The following is a 20,767-nucleotide window of genomic DNA, read 5'->3' on the forward strand; positions in this document are numbered from 1 at the left end:
CGACGGAACGATCGCCAATTCTCCAACGAGAGACAGGGTCAGAACCGACAGCGTTCGACTTATTAATCGCAGGATCCGCGAAAATGATCCACCAATCGCCGTTATATTCTGATTCAGGCGAATTGACGTCCCGCGGCCGATCCGAGTGTCGCCTGCAAACCCCGGTTCCATGGAGCGTGCTCAAGACTTGTGCGCCCGAAAAGCATCGCTCTCGCCGTCCACCAGTTCCATCGGCCACAGGCGATTGACCGGCGCATCCGGATAATGCTGCGTGAAAGCCGGCATGCTTGAGAGCAAGGTCTCGGCCAGCGCTATGCCGAGGTCATGCAGCGACAGGCGGAAACAGGTAAGCGATGGCGAGAGAAAATGCGCATGCGGACTGTGCCGGCCGATTACGGCAATGTCGCTTCCCGGTCTGACGCCAGCCTCCGAGAGCGCCCGGTATAAGCCGATTGCGATCGTTTCGTTTATCAAGACGATGGCCGTCGGGCGCTCTTCCAGCGCGAGAAGATCACGGCCGATCTGATAACCGCCGGCTTCGTTCGGGGTCGAACGGAACACGAGCTTCTCCTCGAGCGTCAGTCCGTGCGCGGCGAGAGCCTCGCGGCATCGCTCGACAAAGATATAACCAAGATTGGCGTCATCGTGGGGCCTTGTGATCGCTATGCGGCGGTGTCCGCGCGCAACAAGCCGATCGATCGATGCTTGCGCCATGCCCTCGAAATCGAGGTCCAGCCAGGGCTGGCCGGCGTCGGTCAGGGTTCGGCCGAGTGTGACGAAGGGGATGTTGCGTTCGGCCAGCAACTGGACGCGGGCGTCTTGGCGCTGCGTTGCAGAGAGTATGAGTCCGTCGGCAAAACCGCGCGCAACGGCGCGGCGCAGATATTCCGCCGGATCCTCCTGCGAAGAGCAGAGTAGGGCGACAAGGTCGAGCTTGTGCCTTGCAAAGACCTCCTGGACACCGTCGAAGACGCTCATGAAGAAGGTGTCGCCCTGTCCGTTGATCTCCGTTCCGGTCTGAATCATGAAGCCGATGATGTTGGTCGTGCCCTGTCTCAGGCTGCGGCCCGACTGGTTCGGCACGTAGCCCAATTTCCGGGCGGCCTCCAGCACCCGGTTACGCGTTTCTTCCTTCACGTCGGGGCGACCATTGAGCGCGCGCGAAACGGTTCCGATCGAGATGTCCAGATGATCCGCCAGGTGCCGAATTCCCTTCATGCAGATTACATCCTCCTCCGGTATCCGCCGGTTTCCGAAATCCCTATTGACATGTTTCGGAAACTGCTCATAGTTCCGTAAACGTTTACGGACGACGAAACAAGGCGAAATCGCAGGTTAGTGGAGGAGAAGCGTGATCTTGCGCACAGTTCTGTGCGGGTGCGGAGCTATGGCCAAGGGCTGGGTCAGGGCCATCGCCGCGGACCCCGGACTACAGACGGCGATCCGGATCGTCGGTCTCGTCGACGTGAACCTTGACGCCGCCCGGAAGTTCGCCGGAGAGTTCAGCCTCCGTGATGTCGTGATCGGTTCCGACCTCGAGGCAGTGCTCTCGCAAACGCGGCCCGACATTCTCTTCGACATCGTTGTTCCCTCGGCGCGGCTGGAGGTCGTCGCCGCCGGACTGCGGCACGGATGCCACGTGCTCAGCGAGAAGCCGATGGCGACCTCGCTTGCAGACGGCCGTGAACTGGTGCGGTTGGCCGCGGAGGCCGGTAAGCTTCACGCCATCGTTCAGAACCGCCGCTTCGTCCCGGGCATACGCCGCATCCGCAGCATCATCGAAAGCGGTGCGATTGGCGATATCACGGCGATCCATTGCGATTTCTTCATCGGTGCGCATTTCGGCGGTTTCCGCGAGGAGATGGAGCATGTGCTGCTCCTGGATATGGCGATCCACACCTTCGACGCCGCCCGATTCCTCGCGGACAGGAAACCGATCGCAGTCTATTGCCACGAGGAGAATCCGCGCGGCTCCTGGTATGCGCATGGTGCGGCCGCCACGGCCATATTCGAGCTGGAGGGCGACGTGACCTTCACCTATCGCGGCTCCTGGTGCGCGGAAGGCGCGAACACGAGTTGGGAAAGCGAATGGCGCATCATCGGCAGCCGCGGCACGCTGCTCTGGGATGGCGCCGATAATTTCCGGGCCAACAAGGTCGCCGGCACCGAGGGTTTTCTGCGCGAGCTAGCACCGATCGAAGTGCCGGCGGCTGCCGATCACCGCCGGACACAGGGACATGCCAGCGTCATTGCCGATTTCGTCGCGGCAATTCAAGAGGGCGGAAAGCCGGAAACGGCAGGCGACGACAACATCAACAGCCTTGCCATGGCATTTGCGGCGATCGAGAGCGCCCGGAGCCGGCAGCGCGTCACAATCGAATGAGGCCATCGATGAACAATCCCGCCAACTCCATCCGCATCGGCACCATGGTCAGCGCTACCAAGGGCGAGGCGGCCAGGCGGATTGCGGAGATCGCCGATCTGGGCTTTGAAAGTTTCCAGCCTTTCTTCTGGCAAACCACCGGTGGCCAGGATCTAGCCGAACTCGCAAAACGCTGCCGAGAGGCAATCGGCGAGCGCGACATTACGATTTCGACGATCGGCATATTCGGCAATCCGCTCGAGGAGACGGAGATCGATCTTGAGACGCTCGAGGGGTGGAAGGCATGCATCGACAATGCCCATCACTTCGGCGCGACCTGCGTTGCCGGTTTCACCGGCAGAATCCGCAACCGTCCTCTGACCGACAGCCTGCCGCGCTACCGCAAGGTCTGGCGCGAGCTTGCGGCGCGCGCCGCCGATAAAGGCGTGAAGATCGCTTTCGAGAACTGTGCCATGGACGGGAATTGGGCCACCGGCGACTGGAACATCGCCCACAATCCGGATGCATGGGAACTGATCTTCAACGAAACCCCGGACGAGCACATCGGCATCGAATGGGAACCGTGCCACCAGATGGTCTATCTGATCGACCCGCTTCCGCAGATACGAAAGTGGGCGCACAGGATTTTCCATGTGCACGGCAAGGATGCCACGATCCGCTGGGACGTCATTCGTGAGCACGGGATCTTCGGCAAGGAACAATTCGTATTCATGCGCACGCCGGGCTTTGGTGACAGCAACTGGACCGACATCATCTCGGAGCTGAGGCTCGCCGGCTGGACCGGCTCGATCGACATCGAAGGCTGGCACGATCCGGTCTATCGCGATGCGTTGGAGATGACGGGCCAGGTCCGCGCGCTCAATTATCTCAAGAGCTGCCGGGGAGGCGACTTCGTCGATCTTCCGGCCTGACCCCAATCCGGCGGTTGGCATGGAGGAACGCTGCCCGCCGGACAACACGAGAGGAGGAATTCATGGGTATTCGCAGACGTGCCATGCTGGGGGTGATCGCCCTCGCCAGTATCTCCCTGCCGGCTCTTTCCGCGCATGCGGAGGATGTTACCATCACGGTCTGGTCGCTGGATCGGGACATTCAGCCGGCGCCAAACCTGATCAACGATTTCAACAAGCTCAATACGGGAATCAAAGTCGAATATCGCCAGATCCAGTTCGACGACGTGGTCAGCGAGGCAATGCGTGCCTATTCGACCGGCCAGGCGCCGGACATTATCGCCGTCGACAATCCCGAGCACGCGCTCTTTTCGTCGCGCGGGGCGTTTCTCGATCTGACCGGCATGATCGCCGCGTCCTCCGTCGTCAAGCCGGAGAACTATTTTCCAGGGCCTCTGGCATCCGTAACTTGGGAAGGAAAACTCTACGGCATTCCCAAGGCCACCAATACGATTGCGCTCTACTACAACAAGGATATGTTCAAGGCGAAAGGGCTGGACCCGGAAAAACCGCCGCAGACCTGGGACGAACTGGTGGATGCGGCGCGCAAGCTGACCGACCCGGCGGCGAATGTCTACGGCCTCGCCTTTTCCGCCAAGGCGAACGAGGAGGGGACGTTCCAGTTCCTGCCCTGGGCGCAGATGGCGGGTGGCGGCTACGACAACATCAACGCCGAGGGCGTGGTCAAGGCACTCGACATCTGGAAAACGATCATCGACGAGAAGCTCGCCTCTCCCGATAGTCTGACGCGGGGTCAATGGGATTCGACGGGGACCTTCAATTCCGGAAATGCCGCGATGGCGATTTCCGGCCCGTGGGAGCTCGACCGGATGATGCAGGAGGCGAAGTTCGACTGGGGCGTGGCGCTGCTCCCGGTGCCGGAAATCGGTGCCGAGCGATCCTCTGCGATGGGCGACTTCAACTGGGCGGTCTTCTCCAGCACTAAGCACCCGGAAGAAGCGTTCAAGGTTCTCGAATACTTCGCTTCACAGGACGAGAGGATGTTCAAGGATTTCGGTCAGTTGCCGGCCCGTTCCGACATTGCCATTCCGCCGACCGGCGAACCGCTGAAGGACGCGGCGCTCCAGGTGTTCCTGGAGCAATTGAAATACGCCAAGCCCCGCGGCCCGCATCCGCAATGGCCGAAGATCTCAAAGGCTATCCAGGATGCAATCCAGGCGGCGCTGACGGGCCAGATGAGCTCGAAGGACGCGCTGGACCAGGCGGCCGAGAAGATCAAGGGCGTTCTCGGCTGAGGCGAACTGCCGCTCTTCGAGCGACAGCAGGCAGTCACAGGCGGATCGTCGTCAGTCGCTCCGCCCGAATTTCCTCCCGAGGCGGCGATCCCCGGCTTAGGCCGGGGGTCGTCCTGCGGGCGAGGGGTGAATATGAAGAAGATCCTATCCAGCGTGAAGGACGGCACAGGCTTCGACATCGGGCTTGTCCTGTTGCCACTTGTCTTTCTGTTCGTGATGTCCGGGCTGCCGCTCGTCTACAATGTGGTGATGAGCTTCCAGGAAGTGGACATGTTCAGCCTCGGCAGCTTCGCCCGGCCCTTCGTCGGCTTCAAGAACTATGTGGATCTGTTCGCGCAGCCGGAGACCCGGCCCATCCTTTTCAATACAGCGCTTTTCGTCAGTGCCTCGATCGCCGGCCAATTCGTCATCGGCTTCGGGCTTGCCCTGTTCTTCTGGATGAATTTTCCGGGTGCGTCGTGGCTGCGCGGGCTTTTTCTCGTCTCCTGGGTAATGCCTGGGCTCGTCGTCGGCGCCATCTGGAACTGGATACTCTCGGGCGATTTCGGTGTCCTGAACTTCTTTTTGCGGGAGTTGGGCATCATCGATGGCAACATCTTCTGGCGCTCCGATCCGCACTATTCGCTCTGGGCGGTGGTCATCGCCAATATCTGGCTCGGCACCTCGTTCAACATGATCCTGCTTTCAGTCGGGCTATCGGGTATCCCGAAAGACCTCTACGAGGCGGCCGAACTGGACGGAGCCACCATGCTTCAGCGTTTCTTCACGATCACGCTGCCGATGATGCGCTCGACGATCGGCGCGATCGTAGCGCTCGGCCTGATCTTCACCCTTCAGCAATTCGATCTCTTCGCCGGCATCACCTCGGGGGGGCCGAACAATTCGTCCAACGTCACCCAGTACTGGGCCTGGGATCTTTCGTTCCGGCAGTACGACTTTGCCAAGGGCGCGACGATATCCGTGCTCATGATCATCTTCGTGATGATCGCTTCCGTCGTCTACGTGCGCTCCACACGCCATGAGGTGCGAGGATGAGTGAGCAAATCCGCAACCGGCTGCTGCTGGGGGTCGCGCTCGTGCTCGCGGCGATCTACCTCTTCCCGCTCTATTGGATGTACGTCACGGCGCTGAAGACCGGCTCCGCGATGTTCGCGACGCCGCCGAAATTCCTGCCGAGCGATCCGCAATGGAGCATCTACGCCTATGTCTGGGAAAGCCGCAATATGGGGCGCTACCTCTGGAACTCGCTGGTGATTGCCGTGGGCGCTGTGTCGCTGATCGCGGTGCTCGGAGTCGGCTGCGCCTATGTGCTCGCACGCTATCGCAATGTCTGGATCGACGTCGGCCTGTTCCTGATCCTGATGTTGCAGGTTCTACCCGCCTCCTTGATGATCACGCCGATCTTCGTCGGCTTTTCGCAGGTCGGGCTCCTGGAAACGCCGCGGCTCGCGGTCGTCCTGGCGATCGCGGCAAAGAGCATGCCCTTCTTCGTGGTCCTCGTGCGGGCCGCCTTCATGAGTGTGCCGATGGAGCTCGAGGAGGCGGCACTCGTCGACGGCAATTCGCGTATCGGCGCCTTCTTCAACATCGTCCTGCCGCTCGCCCGAAACGGCATTCTCGTCAGCGCCATTTTGATCTTTATGCAGTCGTTCGGCGAATTCGTCTATTCGAAGTCGCTGATACAGGCGGTGGAACTCCAGCCCGCAAGTGTTGGTCTGAACACCTTCATGGGGCCGAACACCAACGAGTGGAACAACATCATGGCTTACGCCACGATCTATGTGACGCCGGTTCTCGCCGCCTTCGTTCTCTTGCAGCGCCGCATCGTCGCCGGCCTCACTTCGGGAGCCCTCAAATGACCTTTCAGATCGAACTCAACGGCGTCAACAAGTTCTATGGAGCCTACCATGCGCTCAAGAACATCGATCTTGCGATCGAGAAGGGGAGCTTCGTTGCACTCGTCGGGCCGTCAGGATGTGGAAAGTCCACGCTGCTGCGCTCTCTTGCCGGGCTGGAAAAGATCACGACCGGAGAGATGAAGATTGCCGGCGAGCGCATGAACGATGTACCACCACGCAAACGAGATGTCGCAATGGTCTTCCAGTCCTATGCGCTGTATCCGCACATGACGGTGGAAGAGAACCTGACCTATAGCCTGCGCATCCGCGGCGTAAAGAAGGCGGAAGCACGCAAGGCCGCGGAAGAGGTAGCGGCGATCACCGGCCTCACCGGCTTGATGCGGCGTTACCCGCGCGAACTCTCCGGCGGTCAGCGGCAACGGGTCGCGATGAGCCGAGCCATCATCCGCCATCCGAAGGCATTCCTCTTCGATGAGCCGCTTTCAAACCTCGACGCCGCGCTGCGGGTGCATATGCGGAAGGAAATTCGCGCGCTGCACGACCGGCTGCACGCCACTTCGGTCTATGTTACGCACGACCAGATCGAGGCTATGACCATGGCCGACCACGTCGTCGTGATGCGCGACGGGGTCATCGAGCAGCAGGGCCGACCGCTCGATCTTTATGACCGGCCGGCAAATCGGTTCGTCGCGGGCTTTATCGGCTCGCCGGCGATGAATTTCGTCCCGGCGACGGTCGGCGAAGACGGGAGACATGCGGTCCTCGATTTCGGCCGGCTCACGCTCGGCGAGGGGCTCGCGCCGGGTACGGCGGTGACCGTCGGGATCCGCCCGGAACACATCAGGATGGTTCCAGCCGGTGAGGGCGACTTCAACATTCCCGTCGACACCGTCGAGTCCACCGGCTCGACGACCTATGTCACTTCGGCCACGCAACCGGAACTGACGGTCGTCGAAAACGGTCGCGGCGCGCTGCGCAGCGGTGACGTTATCGGACTGGCGATAGACCCGGCGCAATTGCATTTGTTCGACGGCGATGGGAAGCGGATCGAAAAGACCCACGGCAGTGTCGGTGGACCTCGGCGGCTCCAGCCTTTGGAAACCGCACGGCCGCAGCGGATCGGTGTCTGACAGTCCGTCCCTGCCCAGTGCTCTTGTCGCCCGACTGACCATTTCAGCGTGTGTTCCACGGCCCACGGCGAGAACGTAGTTCAGTGGCTACCGGCTCGGCAAAAACCCAAGTCCGGCAGGACGGCTTTCGCCGGGAACAGCCAACATCCCGCCGCACCCGAGACATCGCAGTAGCGCAGAGTTTGCGCAAGTCTCGCCGACTCGCTTCGAGCCCGGTTGTCCTCGACGAGAATTATAGATAATCAAGAATCAGTATCTATGATGCGTGAGGGGGATGGCAGGATGACGAAGATTCGGGTTGCGAATACGGGGGAAGTGGCGTCACGCGACGCCGACGTGGAGCGGTGGACGCTCGTCGACGCGAAAAAAATCTATAATTCTCCATTTAGCGACCTATTGTTTCAGGCCCAATCCGTCCATCGCGCGCATTTCGATCCGAACGCCGTGCAAATGAGCCGGCTGCTCTCCATCAAGACCGGGGGATGTGCCGAGGATTGCGGCTATTGCAGCCAGTCGGCGCATTACCCGACCGGGCTGAAGGCCTCGAAACTGATGGAGGTCGAACGCGTCATCTCCGAGGCGCGCAAGGCCAAGCAAGGCGGCGCGACGCGCTACTGCATGGGCGCCGCCTGGCGTAGCCCGAAAGAGCGCGATATGGAGTCGATCACCGCCATGGTGCGCGGGGTGAAGGCGCTCGGCATGGAGACTTGCATGACGCTTGGCATGCTGTCGCCGGCGCAATCGGAACGGCTCGCCGACGCAGGCCTCGACTATTACAACCACAATGTCGACACGTCGGAGCGCTTCTACGGCGAGATCATCACCACGCGGACCTTCGCCGACCGCCTGGAGACGCTCGCCAACGTGCGTGAGGCCGGGATCAAGGTTTGCGCCGGCGGCATCCTCGGAATGGGGGAGACCACCGACGACCGCATCTCGATGCTGGTCACGCTTGCCAATCTGCCCAGCCCGCCCGAAAGCGTCCCGATCAACATGCTGATTCCGATCCCCGGCTCGAAGCTTGCGGACGCGCCGCCGGTCGACCCGATCGAGTTCGTGCGCACGATTGCGCTTGCCCGGATCCTGATGCCGGAAAGCCATGTCCGCCTGTCTGCAGGACGGACCGGGATGAGCGACGAGATGCAGGCGCTCTGTTTCCTTGCCGGCGCCAATTCGATCTTTGTCGGTGAGACGCTGCTGACCGCCGACAATCCCGGGGAGGATCACGATGCCGCCCTGTTTCGCCGCCTGGGGCTGAGGCCCATGGCGCCCGCGGAACAGGAACCGGCCGAATGAGCGTGGATTTGCTCGATCGCTACGAAAAGACCCTGGCAGGGCTCGTGCGCAGGGGACGGCGCCGCATACTTGCTGCCCCGAGTGGCATCGACTTCACGTCGAATGATTACCTGGCGCTCGCCGATTCCCCACGCCTCAAGGCCGTGATTACCGCGGCGATCGAGCGGGGCGTGCCGGTCGGTGCTGGCGGATCGCGGCTGCTGCGCGGCAACCATGCCGAACACGAGGCGCTGGAGGCGGAGGCGGCGGCATTCTTCCGCGCCGAGCGTGTGCTGTTCTTCGGCAGCGGCTATGCGGCCAATGCGGCACTCTTCTCCGTGCTGCCGCAGCGGGGCGATCTTATCGTTCACGATGCGCTGATCCATGCAAGCGCCCATGAGGGGATTGCCGCCAGCAAGGCAGACGCGCTTGCGGCACGGCACAACGACGTCGACGCCTTTGCGGACGCCATCGGGAGATGGCGCCGCGCAGGGGGGCGGGGCCACCCGTGGATCGCCGTCGAGAGCCTCTATTCCATGGATGGCGATCGTGCCCCGCTCGCAGCGCTGGCCGCACTTGCGGACCGGCACGACGGCTTTCTGGTGATAGACGAGGCGCATGCGACCGGTGTCCACGGCGCAGGCGGCCGCGGCCTTTCGGAGGCGCTCGAAGGCCGAGAAAACATTGTGGCGCTGCATACCTGCGGCAAGGCGCTTGGAGCCTCCGGCGCCTTGCTTGGCGCGAGCCGGGCGCTTTGCGACTACATCGTCAATCGCGCCCGCGGCTTCATCTATTCGACTGCGCCGTCGCCATTGACGGCGTCCGCCGTTCGCGAGGCATTGAAGATCGTCGCCGACGAGCCCGAGCGACGCGCAACCCTCGACGGTCTCAGCCGCTTCTCGAACGAGGCGCTTGCCACCATCCTCGGCATGGAAGGCAGCGGATCGCAGATCCTGCCGGTGATGATCGGAGACAATGTGCGCGCCTTGCGGATCGCGGCGCGCATGCAGGCGGAAGGCTTCGACGTCCGCGCGATCCGTCCGCCGACCATTCCGGAGGGCACGGCGCGCCTCAGGATCGCGATCACCCTGAATGTCGGGAGAACGGAGATCGCCGGCATGCTGGACAGGCTGAAGGCCGTGATGGCGGAGGAGCTGCCATGACGCTGCGCCTCGTCGTCACCGGGACCGATACGGGCATCGGCAAGACAGTCTTCGCGGCCGCGCTGACGGACGCCATTGCGGGCTATTACTGGAAGCCGGTGCAATCCGGTCTCGACGGCGAAACCGACAGCGAGAGCGTCCGCCGACTGGGCCGGATTGCCGCAGAGCGCATTCTGCCGGAAACCTACAGGCTCGCCACGCCGGCCTCTCCGCATCTTGCGGCGCGGCTCGATGGCGTCACGATCCGGCCCGAGAACCTCTCTCCGCCTGCGGTCGACGCTCCGCTGGTGGTCGAGGGGGCAGGCGGGCTCATGGTACCGCTTACCGAATGCCTGCTCCTCGCCGATCTGTTCGAGCGCTGGCAACTGCCCATCATCCTCTGCGCCCGCACCGGCCTGGGTACGATCAACCACACCTTGCTGTCGCTCGAGGCCCTGCGCCGCCGCTTAATCCCTGTGCTCGGCGTTGCTTTCATCGGCGACCGGCAGGCAGAAACCGAGGCCATCATTGCCAAACTCGGTCAGGTCCGCGTGCTCGGACGGCTGCCGCGGCTCGAACCGTTAACGCCCGACGCATTGCGGCGAGCCTTCCGCGACAACTTCGATATCAACCAGTTCCAGGAGATGCCGGCATGAGCAATTCTCCCGTCTGGCACCCCTTCACCCAGCACGCGCTCGAGCCGGCGATGAAGCGCATCGTCGGCACCGAAGGCGCCTATCTCGTGGATGAAGACGGTGCGCGGATACTGGACGCCATCTCCTCCTGGTGGGTCATCACCCATGGCCACCGCCACCCGGCGATCATGGAAGCGATCCGGCGCGCGTCGGAAGCTTACGATCAGATCATCTTTGCCGAATATACGCACGAACCGGCGGAGGAACTCGCAAAGGGCCTGATCGAGATCGCGCCCGCCGGGCTCAAGCACGTATTCTATTCCGACAGCGGCTCGACGGCGGTGGAAGTCGCGCTGAAGATGGCGCTCGGTTACTTCCACAACACCGGCAGGCTCCGCGGCCGCATCTGCGTGCTGGAGCACGGCTATCATGGTGATACGATCGGGACGATGTCGGCGGGCGAACGCGGCGTCTTCAATGCTGCCTACGAGCCGTTCCTCTTCGCCGTCGACAGGCTGCCGTTTCCGGATTCCGGCCGCGAACAACACACGCTGGACGCCTTCGAGACCCATTGCGCCTCGGGCGAGATCGCGGCATTGCTCGTCGAGCCACTGGTGCTTGGTGCCGGCGGCATGAAGGTCTATCCCGCCGCCACACTTGCCGAATTGAAGCGCATAGCCGAGCGGCACGGCACCCTGCTGATCGCCGACGAGGTGATGACCGGCTGGGGCCGGACCGGCACGCGTTTCGCTTGCGAACAGGCGGACATCGTGCCGGATATTCTCTGCACGTCGAAAGGCCTCACGGGAGGTGCGCTGCCGCTGGCGGCTACTCTGTGCACCGCGCCAATCTTCGACGCGCATCTTTCGCGTGATCGCAGCCGGACTTTCTTTCACTCGAGTTCCTATACCGCCAATCCAATCGCCTGCGCGGCAGCTCTCGCCAATCTCGGGATATGGAAGACCGAGCCGGTCGCAGAACGCATCGCGGCACTGGCCGGCGGCCAACGCCGGCGTTTGCAGCGCTTCGAAGCCGATCCACGCTTTCGCGACGTCCGCCAGGCCGGCACGATCGCCGTCCTCGAACTCGATGTGCCGACGGGTGGATATCTGTCCGATGTCGGCCCTCGTCTGCGGGCATTCTTTCGCAAGCGTCAGTTGCTCATCCGCCCCCTTGGCAACGTCATTTACCTGATGCCGCCCTATTGCATCACGGAAGCCGATCTGGACCGGGCCTATGACGCGATAGACGAAGCGGCCTCGGCCCTCGCAAAGGGGCAGTTGTGAGGAACGTCCGGTCATCGCGCCTCGCCGGCTTCGGCCATGCCCTGCCGGCACGACGTGTCGACAATGGCGAAATCGAAACAAAGCTCGGTCTCGAGCCGGGCTGGATCGAACGGCGGACCGGCATCCGGACCCGCTATTGGGTCGGGGAGGCGGACACCCTCACGGGTCTCGCCGCCAAGGCCGGCGAAGCCGCGCTGGCCGACGCCGGCATCGGGCCGAGCGACATTGCTCTTACGCTCCTCGCGACGTCCACGCCCGACCATCTTCTGCCGCCCTCGGCGCCGCTGCTCGCGCATCGGCTCGGGCTCACCCGCTCCGGCGCCATCGACCTTGCCGGCGCCTGCTCGGGCTTCCTTTACGCGCTGACGCTTGCCGATGGTTTCGTGCGCGCGCAGGGCAGGCCCGTGCTCGTTGTCGCCGCGAACATATTGAGCCGCCGGATCAATCCGGCGGAAAGGGCGAGTGCGGTGCTCTTCGCCGACGCCGCCGGCGCCGTCGTGATTGCGCCTTCCGACGATCCGGAGACGGGCGTCATTGGCGTTGACCTCGCTTGCGATGGAAGCGGCTACGACCTGATCTCGATCGCTGCGGGCGGCAGCAGCCGACCGTTTTCACCGGAGATCGCTGCCGAAGAGTTCCTAATGACCATGCGCGATGGCCGGGAGGTGTTTTCCCGGGCCGTGGAGATGATGACCCGCTCCTCGATCCGCGCGCTCGCCGCCGCAGGCCTGCGTCCGGCGGCAGTCAGCCGGTTCGTGCCGCATCAGGCGAATGTCCGGATCTTCGACGCGGTCTGCAATCAGCTCGGCATAGACTTGTCGAGGACGGTACGGACGATCGAGGAGCACGGCAATTCGTCGGCCGCTACAATACCGCTCTCGCTCTCCGTGGCTCACCGGGCGAGACCCTTCGCCCCCGGAGAGAAACTCCTGATGACGGCGGCCGGTGCGGGATTGGTCGGCGGAGCGGTGGTCTTTGGCGTCTAGCGGCAAGCTAACGCCCTCCTCTCCGAATGCATTCCACCGTACCCATAAATTTGTAGGTATCCGCGCAAGGGAATATGCATAAGAGTGCGCTAGACCGGTCGACGTCAACGAATCGGGAGCATGGAATCGTGCAGCGGGAAATTCCGTTCAAAGCGCAGAAGGACTGGCGGGTGGTGCGCTATGCTCTAACCGGCATCGTGGGGTTTGTCGTGCTGGCCCAGTTGCTGACCTATCTGAGCCTGGTGGCGCTCGCCGATAGCCCCCACATCGCCGCAGTGGCGGCGGTGGGCCTCGTCTCATTGCTCTTGGGGGCCCCCCTGATCGTGCTTGCGGCAATTCAATCCCGCCGCGCCGAACGATTTCGCAACCAGGTGAACCATGTCGTCTCCCGCGACAGCACCACGGGTTGCATAACCGCGCGCGGCCTTGTTCAACACGTCAACGGCCTGGAACGCCGGCACAGGCGCTCCGGTGATCCGTTTCAAGGTGCCCTCATTCACGTGCGAGTCAACAATCTCGACGAGATGGCGACGGGCTTTGGGCCGCAATGGAGCGACGAACTTTTGCAGTTCGTGGCGTCGACCATCAGCACCTCCATTCGTCGTGAGGATATCGTTGCGCGGACGGGGCCGGCGAGCTTCGACGTTCTGCTGTCGGGCGCCAGTGAGTCGGATGCCAACGAAGTCTGCGTCCGCCTGTCCAAAGCCCTGGCGGCCTCGCATTTCGCGGCGGACGGGAAAACCGTCGAACTGGCCCTGAGCGTAGGGGGCGTCCTGTTCGAGGGAAGCATCGACCTGGAGAGGCTGCACCGATTGGCCGCCTCGCAAACCGTCGTCATTGCAGAAGAATCCTCCTCGTCCCCGGAACTGGCGCGACTGCCCTCCGCCTGAGCCGCACTCTTGCAGGCAAGGTGAATTTGCGCCTGGTTGCATGGTACGGTTGTTCTATTTTTGCAACAAGCTGCGGCGAAAACCGCGGGAATGCGTCGTGAGTTCTGAAATCGATATCCCTCTTTTTGCCGCAATGTATTATCTGGCCAGTTTTAGATTTTAATGCTCGACGATTTGGATTTGCAGCGTTCTCGCTGGCAGGGGGATTGATTGAAGCCGGGTAATATTCTCAAGGGCAGCCTGTTTTCCATTCTGCTCTCGTCGACTTTTTTTGCCGGCGGTTCTACGCAGGCCATGACATTGCGTGAAGCCTTGCAGGTCGCAATGGAATCGAACCCCGAGATCGGCCAATCCATTGAAAATCGTGAGGCGATCGAGTTCGAACTGCGGCAGGCGCGCGGACTTTACTTGCCGAGCGTAGATCTGGAGGCTTCGACCGGCGCCCGTCACCTCGAAGATAGTAGCCGGCGGGCCGCTTCCATCGAAAATGATCCGCTTTATCCTTCGGACGTCGGCATCACCATCACGCAGAAACTGTTCGATGGCGGCGGTCGCCGTGCCGAGCTGGAGCGGCAGGCGGCGCGTGTCGACAGCGCTTCATTTCGAGTCCTGGAACGATCCGAAACGATCGGCCTGCAGATCGTTCGCGAATATTTCGAATACATTCTTCAGCAGCAGATCGTCGAGGAGGCGCGCCGCAACGTCGCTGCGCATCAGTCGATCCGCTCCGACATCGATTCGCTGATTTCGGGCGGAAGACTGACCCAAGCCGATCTTCAACAAGTCGACGAACGGCTGCTCTCGGCGAAGGCGCGGCTGATAGAGGCGCAAGAAGCGCTGGATACGGCGCAGATCAGCTTCAATCGCCTCGTCGGTCAGCCGCTGACAAGCCCGTCCATGCCGAAATCGGTCGCGGCCGCCTTGCCGAGAACGCTGGAGACGGCGATCGGCATCGCACGCTCGAACAATCCGCGCATCAAGGCGGCGGACGCCGATATCAATGTCGCGGATTCGCAGGTCAAGGCGGCGAAATCGGACATGCTACCTGAGATCGTCGCCGAGGGGCGGGTTCGCACCGGCAACGACATCGATGGCTCGACAGGCAACACCTGGGACGCTCAGGCGCGGATCGTTGCCAGGTGGAACCTCTATCGCGGTGGTATCGACATCGCCAACGAGCAGGAGCAGATGCGCCGCGCGAGCGAACAGCGGCTGGTCTTTCACCAGGCGCATCGCGAAGTCGAAGAGGCCGTACGCATTTCCTGGGAACGGCGCGCAACTCAATCCGACCTCTCCCGCACGCTGAGAGCGCAGGCACAGGTGAATGACCGACTGGTCTCCTCCTATCGCGAGCAGCTTGCGGTTGGCCAGCGTTCGCTGCTGGACGTGCTCGGGGCGCAGAACGCACGCTTTAATTCGAATATCCTGGCGAAGACGGCGCAATATGCCGCATTGTTCTCGGAATACCGCCTGCTTGCGGCCACCGGTCAGCTTCTTGCGACGATGAACATCAAGGCGCCGGCCCAGGTCGATGCCTATGCGCGCAACGAGTTCAATGTCCCTGCGCCCCCCGCGACCGAGACTTACCGGCGCGTGCCCTCCCGGCAAACGAACGATCTGCCTTTGGATCTGCTTGCGCCAATCCGGCAGAAATAATGCCCTTTGCCAAGGCACATGATCGGTCATACTTATGCAAAGCGTTGACACGCGAGCAAAAACCGGACCGGTACTGACCGGCTTCACGACCGCGTTCAAGGAGATCTGCATCTTCTTGAATCGGCCGTCGTCGGAAACTGTGCTTTTTTCGGACGTGCCGTTCGACGCCCGCTCGCCGAGTTTCGAGGACGTGTCGCGTCTTGCGGAACGCGCCGGCCTCGAGGCGGAACTCGTCACCCGACGCGCTTGCGCCGGCCGCAATTTCCACCTCCCGCTTCTCCTCGTCTTCCGCGACGGCCGCTCGGTTGCGATCCTGGAGGAGAGCCCCGGTGGAGCGCTGAGCTTTTCGAATGCGTCGTCTCCCGATAGCGAGCTCCTCCGTTTCGCGGACTTGCGTCTGGATGATGTCGCCTATGCCGTTTCGTTTTCGGCGACCTATCTGAATACGACAGGCGGTCCGGGGGTGGGAGAGGCACGGGACATCGACCGGCGGCATTGGCTGACCGCGACCGTCAAACCATTCTGGCAGGCCTATGCGCAAGTCGCGCTTGCGGCGTTCTTCATCAACGTGCTCGCCTTGGCGACGCCCCTGTTCACGATGAATGTCTATGACCGCATCCTCCCCAACAAGGCGATCTCGACCCTTTGGGTCCTGGCGCTCGGCATCAGCGTCGCCATTCTTTTCGATTTTCTGTTGAAGACGGTGCGTGCTGCGCTGATCGACTTTGCGGGACGCAAGGCGGACCTGAAGCTTTCCTACCTGCTTTTCGAGAAGATCCTGCATGCAACGCTCGCCTCACGTCCGCAATCGACGGGCGAATACGCCAACCGCGTCATGCAATTCGAGTTCGTGCGAGAATTCTTTACCTCGAATACCGTCAGCACCCTCATCGATAGTCTTTTCGCCTTCGTCTTCATAGCCGCCGTCTATGCTATCGCCGGATGGCTGGCAGTCATCCCGGCGATCGCCTTCGTCTGCAGCGTGCTCATCGGTTATGTGGCGCAACGCAAGATCGGAAACCGCGTTGCCGCGGCCTCGAACGAATCCGCCCAGCGCCAGGCCATGCTCGTGGAAACGATCGGCGCGATCGAGACCGTCAAGACGCTGCATTCGGAGAAGTTGCTGCTTCGCCGGTGGAACGAGCTCGGGAAGCACTCTTCGAACACGTCCGAGCAGATCAAGCACATTTCCTCCTGGGCCTCGCATGCCACGCAATTCGTGCAGCAACTCGTCACCGTCTGCATCGTGGTGGCGGGGGCCTATGAATTCACCGTGGGCAACATCTCCACCGGTGCGATCATCGGCGCCAGCATGTTGGCTGGACGGGCGGTCGCGCCGCTCGGCCAGATCGCTTTGACGCTTGCGCGGCTTCGCCAGGCGCTTCTGTCGTTGAGAATATTGAATTCCGTCATGGAGCAGCCCGAAGACCGGCCGAACACGGTCGGCTTCGTCAATCGCGACATTCGCGACGGAAGCATCACTCTTGCCAATGTGGATTTCGCCTATCCCGGCAGTGACCACAAGGTGATCCATGGCATGAACGCGAGCATCAAGGCGGGCGAGCGGGTCGGCATCATTGGCCGCATCGGCTCCGGCAAGACGACGATCGGCCGGCTGCTGGCCGGGCTCTATGCCCCAAGTGCAGGCCGTATATTGCTCGACGGCGTCGACATCCGGCAATTCCACCCGTCGGTGGTGCGCTCGGCCGTGTCTTTCGTCTCGCAAAGCTCGGATCTGTTTTCCGGCACCGTCAAGGACAATCTGCTGATGGCCAATCCGACCGCGAGTGATGAGGACATGGTCAAGGCGGCAAAGCTTGCGGGCGTGGACGATTTCGTATCGCATCACCCGCGCGGTTATGACATGCCGGTCGGCGAACGTGGTTCGCAGCTTTCCGGCGGGCAGCGCCAGGCGGTCGCCATTGCGCGCCTGCTCCTTCGCAAACCGAAGATCGTTTTTCTGGACGAGCCATCCGGCGCCATGGATCTGGCCAGCGAGCGGGACCTGATCAACCGGCTCTCTACCGTCTTCGGCGGGGATGTGACCGTCTTGATCTCCACCCATCGGCATAGCATGCTCCATCTCGTCGATCGGCTGCTGGTCCTTGATCACGGACGCATCGTTGCCGATGGACCCAAGTCGCAGGTGATCGACCAGTTGCAGAAGCGAGGCGGGACGAGCGGTGCTGCCTCAGGGGCGAGCGCATGAACGCCGGATTGACCGAAAAGCCGCCTCTGGCCGCGCGTGCGGGACTGCTCGTGATCGCTCTGCTCATGACCTCTTTCGTGGCCTGGGCAGCAATCGCCGAAGTGGATGAGATCGCCCGCGGTGAGGGAAAGGTCATCCCTGTATCGAAGACGCGGATCATTCAGTCGAGCGAGCCGGGCATCGTCCAGGAAATCGCGGTCCAGGTCGGCCAGGTCGTTCGGCGCGGCGATCTTATTCTGAGATTGGACGACACGGTCACCGGATCGTCGCTGGGGGAATTGGAAGCCAAGGCGCGCTCGCTACGCGCGCAGATAGCGCGCCTGGAACTCGAGGAGTCGGGTGCCTACGACGCCGACTACAAGTGCCCGGACGACATCGCTAAAGCAGCGCCGGGCGTATGTGCGAATGAGGAGCAGTTGCTGCGCGCCAAGGCCGGCAATTTCAACAACAAGCTTTCGGTCATGCAGGCTCGTCGTGGTCAGCGGCAGAAGGAGCTTGCCGAAGCGCAGGCAAATATCGCGCGGCTCACCGAAAACCTTCAGGTGACGGAGCGCGAACAGGACCTGCTGGCCCCGATGGTGAAGCGCAAGCTGGTTGCGCAGACGGAATTATTGAGGGTCGAAAAGGAATTGACGGACACGCGCGGCCAACTCGCCCTGGCCAAGGAGTCGATCGGGCGACTGGAGGCGGCGGTCCGGGAAGCCGAACTGCAGGTGATGGAACTATCACTGCAGCTCAGGCAGGAGGCTCTGGCCGATAAGACCGATGCGCTCTCCCAACTCTCCGTGATAGATGAGACGATCCGAGGCGCGAGCAGCCGGGTTGCAAACACCGACATCCGGTCGCCGGTCGACGGGATCATCAACACTCTGGACGTGAACACGGTCGGCGCCTATGTGACCCCCGGCGCGGTGATCGGCGGCGTCGTGCCGACGTCCGAAACGCTGCTCGTGGAAGCGCGGCTCTCACCGCGCGACGTCGCCTTCGTCCGCCCCGGCCAGCCGGCCCTGATCAAGATCTCGGCCTACGACTTCTCGATCTATGGCGGTCTTGGCGGCGAAGTCGAGACCATCGGCGCGGACAGCCTGGTCGATCCGAATACAGGCGAAACCTATTATCTGGTGCGCGTGAAGACCGACGAGGCGGCGCTCGAGAAGGATGGCCGCAAGTATGCGATCATGCCGGGCATGATCGCCTCGGTCGACATCATGACAGGAAAGAAGACGATCCTTACCTATCTGATGAAACCCATCAACAAGGCGCGTGAGGAAGCGCTGCGGGAGCGCTAGCGCATGGGGGATGTTCAGGCGACTAACTCTGCAGAGGACATGAGCGCGCTGCGCTTTCGCGTCGTCACGGTCGGCGGGCAGCGGCGCGGCATCAAGCTCGAGGCGATTTTCTGGTCGGTTCTTTCGGACTTGGCCGCCGTGAGGCGGGTGAAGCTTGCCGACATCGTTGCCGAATGCGAGCAGACGTTGGATGAAGGGGGAAATCTGACGGCGAGGCTGCGCTATGTGGCGGCGAGATACCTGCGCGAGCAACTGGCTGACGCCCGGGAGCGCAGTAGCCTTTCAGTCGTCACCGGCCAGGTGCACGCCTGTCCGTCGCCAGCATTCGCGCTCGCGGCGAACAGGCGCATCGTCGCTTACAACCCGGCCTTCCTCACCTTTGTGCAGTCGCGCTTTCTCGGGCTCCAGGCCTCTCCGCCGGCGCAAGGCCTGCGACTGGCCTTCGACGTGCAGTTCGCCGAACTGGTCGGACGGCTCAAAGCCTCCCCTGGCGAACCGCAATCGGCCGGCTTCACGATCGGAATCAACGAGCATGTCGCCCGTGGCCGCCTGAATGCCGCGCTTGCATCCTTGCTCGGCCAGGATGTCATTCTCGGCTTCATCCTGGCGTGATCGGCGTGTCCGCCGTTTACCGCTGCGTTCCTTCGCCCGGCATCACGTCGGGCAAAAGCGGGGCCGCCGAGGCGATCTTGTCGCTACCGGTCCTGATGCCATGGATCCAGGTCCGGTCCGCGCTCACCGAGAAAAGCGGCTGGTATTCGGGAAGCGTGCTGTCGAGCCTTACCTCGTTGCTCAGGTTGTCCAGGATGAAATAGCCTTGGCTTGTCATGACGGAGAGCACGGCGTGATATAGATTCCGCCGCGTGTCGCGAAGGACGACGATCGACATTGACCGTGGCGGCAGACCGAGCCCCTTAAGGGCAGCCATTTTGAGGATGGCATAGTCCTCGCAGTCGCCCTTGCCGCGCGCGAGAATCTCGGCGGGAGACGCCCAGTAATCTCTTGAGCCGTAGTTCTGCGCATCCGGTTCGTAGCGCACAAGCCAGTTCACTGTGCGGTTGATGCCGTTCAGCTTCTGATGAAAGCCCGATCCGGCGGCGTTGGCCATCGCCTTGCGGAGGATCGCACTTGCCTCGCATTGCCGCGGCGTGTCGCACGACTCGAAATCGGCTTCCGTAATGCGGGGATAGACCGCGCGCCATTTCTCCGCCGCCGGTATCGAGGACACGCGGAAGGCCACCGATTGGAAGACGGCGCCGCCGTCCTGACGCGTCGCCGGCTTGCGGGAAGGCGGGGCCGAGGCGAGGGCTGCAATATCGTGCCGTCCGGCCGTCGCGAGCGCGGCGGAGGCTTTCGCGCGCCAGTATTCGACGGCAGTGACGGCGGCGGCAATCGGGGCCCCGAGGCTGTATTGCAACGGACCCAGATAGGCGGAACCGGGCTGCCCGGCCGAGGCTGTGCAAGGACTCATCAGGCCGGCCGCCAAAACAAGCGCTTTCGTATAGGCCTTGATGCCTGTCCAGTTCTTCCCGCCCATCGCCACACCTCATGGTTGATTGGCAATACCATAGGGACAAAAAGAAAAACTCACGTAAAGCAACAAGGAATACAGACGATAATACTCAAAATTGCAATTTGAGTAAAATTTTAGGCAATATTTATATTGTTATCGCAGATCTTGCATCCGTAAAAATCTACTGGTTGACCAGGAAAAATCCAGGAGCGTTATGCGATTACTATTAATCTGAAGTGCTGCGGGGATGCGATCACCAATCTGTGTTGCTCTTATCGGCGTCACGCGCGGCTAAAAAGATATATGTG

At 62.1% G+C, this 20,767-nt stretch carries 18 protein-coding genes; 16 read left to right on the top strand and 2 right to left on the bottom strand.

Annotated elements, in window-relative coordinates; genetic code table 11:
• Positions 1-180: 180 nt before the first annotated feature.
• Positions 181-1,218: a LacI family DNA-binding transcriptional regulator gene (locus EKH55_RS24125; protein ID WP_069460159.1), complete on the bottom strand. Its 1,038-nt coding sequence runs from the start codon at positions 1,216-1,218 to the stop codon at positions 181-183.
• A gap of 133 nt (positions 1,219-1,351) precedes the next feature.
• Here EKH55_RS24125 and EKH55_RS24130 point away from each other — a divergent pair, with 133 nt between their 5' ends.
• From EKH55_RS24130 to EKH55_RS24205, 16 genes are all read left to right on the top strand, one after another.
• Positions 1,352-2,383, top strand: coding sequence for a Gfo/Idh/MocA family protein (locus EKH55_RS24130; RefSeq protein WP_151613457.1), 1,032 nt, complete (start codon positions 1,352-1,354; stop codon positions 2,381-2,383).
• A gap of 8 nt (positions 2,384-2,391) precedes the next feature.
• Positions 2,392-3,294, top strand: a complete 903-nt coding sequence (locus EKH55_RS24135) for a sugar phosphate isomerase/epimerase family protein (RefSeq protein ID WP_151613458.1) — start codon at positions 2,392-2,394, stop codon at positions 3,292-3,294.
• Positions 3,295-3,356: 62 nt separating this feature from the next.
• Complete coding sequence (locus EKH55_RS24140) at positions 3,357-4,589, top strand: ABC transporter substrate-binding protein (protein WP_151613459.1); 1,233 nt, start codon at positions 3,357-3,359, stop codon at positions 4,587-4,589.
• A gap of 132 nt (positions 4,590-4,721) precedes the next feature.
• Entirely contained in the window at positions 4,722-5,624 is a 903-nt protein-coding gene (locus EKH55_RS24145) for a carbohydrate ABC transporter permease (protein WP_069460163.1), read from the top strand.
• The gene (locus tag EKH55_RS24150; RefSeq protein WP_151613460.1) at positions 5,621-6,448 is read left to right on the top strand and encodes a carbohydrate ABC transporter permease; all 828 of its coding nucleotides are present in this window, start codon (positions 5,621-5,623) and stop codon (positions 6,446-6,448) included. The genes EKH55_RS24145 and EKH55_RS24150 overlap by 4 nt, the downstream gene beginning before the upstream one ends.
• Positions 6,445-7,578 carry an ABC transporter ATP-binding protein gene (locus EKH55_RS24155; protein ID WP_151613461.1) on the top strand — a complete coding sequence of 378 codons (1,134 nt, stop codon included), beginning with the start codon at positions 6,445-6,447 and terminating at the stop codon, positions 7,576-7,578. Before EKH55_RS24150 ends, EKH55_RS24155 begins: the two co-directional genes overlap by 4 nt.
• A 282-nt stretch (positions 7,579-7,860) precedes the next feature.
• Complete coding sequence (bioB, locus tag EKH55_RS24160; RefSeq protein ID WP_225191002.1) at positions 7,861-8,874, top strand: biotin synthase BioB; 1,014 nt, start codon at positions 7,861-7,863, stop codon at positions 8,872-8,874.
• Entirely contained in the window at positions 8,871-10,016 is a 1,146-nt protein-coding gene (locus EKH55_RS24165; protein WP_151613462.1) for an 8-amino-7-oxononanoate synthase, read from the top strand. The genes bioB and EKH55_RS24165 overlap by 4 nt, the downstream gene beginning before the upstream one ends.
• Positions 10,013-10,651 carry a dethiobiotin synthase gene (bioD, locus tag EKH55_RS24170; RefSeq protein ID WP_151613463.1) on the top strand — a complete coding sequence of 213 codons (639 nt, stop codon included), beginning with the start codon at positions 10,013-10,015 and terminating at the stop codon, positions 10,649-10,651. Before EKH55_RS24165 ends, bioD begins: the two co-directional genes overlap by 4 nt.
• Complete coding sequence (locus EKH55_RS24175; RefSeq protein ID WP_151613464.1) at positions 10,648-11,916, top strand: adenosylmethionine--8-amino-7-oxononanoate transaminase; 1,269 nt, start codon at positions 10,648-10,650, stop codon at positions 11,914-11,916. Before bioD ends, EKH55_RS24175 begins: the two co-directional genes overlap by 4 nt.
• The gene (locus EKH55_RS24180) at positions 11,913-12,902 is read left to right on the top strand and encodes a beta-ketoacyl-ACP synthase III (RefSeq protein WP_151613465.1); all 990 of its coding nucleotides are present in this window, start codon (positions 11,913-11,915) and stop codon (positions 12,900-12,902) included. The genes EKH55_RS24175 and EKH55_RS24180 overlap by 4 nt, the downstream gene beginning before the upstream one ends.
• A 128-nt stretch (positions 12,903-13,030) precedes the next feature.
• The gene (locus EKH55_RS24185) at positions 13,031-13,792 is read left to right on the top strand and encodes a GGDEF domain-containing protein (RefSeq protein ID WP_192803808.1); all 762 of its coding nucleotides are present in this window, start codon (positions 13,031-13,033) and stop codon (positions 13,790-13,792) included.
• A 294-nt stretch (positions 13,793-14,086) separates the two neighbouring features.
• Positions 14,087-15,448: a TolC family outer membrane protein gene (locus EKH55_RS24190; RefSeq protein WP_192803886.1), complete on the top strand. Its 1,362-nt coding sequence runs from the start codon at positions 14,087-14,089 to the stop codon at positions 15,446-15,448.
• A 34-nt stretch (positions 15,449-15,482) separates the two neighbouring features.
• Positions 15,483-17,657: a type I secretion system permease/ATPase gene (locus EKH55_RS24195; protein ID WP_151613467.1), complete on the top strand. Its 2,175-nt coding sequence runs from the start codon at positions 15,483-15,485 to the stop codon at positions 17,655-17,657.
• Entirely contained in the window at positions 17,654-18,946 is a 1,293-nt protein-coding gene (locus tag EKH55_RS24200; RefSeq protein ID WP_151613468.1) for an HlyD family type I secretion periplasmic adaptor subunit, read from the top strand. Before EKH55_RS24195 ends, EKH55_RS24200 begins: the two co-directional genes overlap by 4 nt.
• A 3-nt stretch (positions 18,947-18,949) precedes the next feature.
• A complete protein-coding gene (locus EKH55_RS24205; RefSeq protein ID WP_151613469.1) occupies positions 18,950-19,558 on the top strand; it encodes a ribbon-helix-helix domain-containing protein in 609 nt (202 codons plus the stop codon).
• Between the two features lie 16 nt (positions 19,559-19,574).
• On the opposite strand, the gene EKH55_RS24210 is transcribed toward EKH55_RS24205, so the two are convergent.
• A complete protein-coding gene (locus EKH55_RS24210) occupies positions 19,575-20,483 on the bottom strand; it encodes a transglutaminase-like cysteine peptidase (protein ID WP_246231860.1) in 909 nt (302 codons plus the stop codon).
• Positions 20,484-20,767: the final 284 nt, after the last annotated feature.

The sequence above is a fragment of the Sinorhizobium alkalisoli genome (assembly GCF_008932245.1).
Lineage (GTDB): Bacteria > Pseudomonadota > Alphaproteobacteria > Rhizobiales > Rhizobiaceae > Sinorhizobium > Sinorhizobium alkalisoli.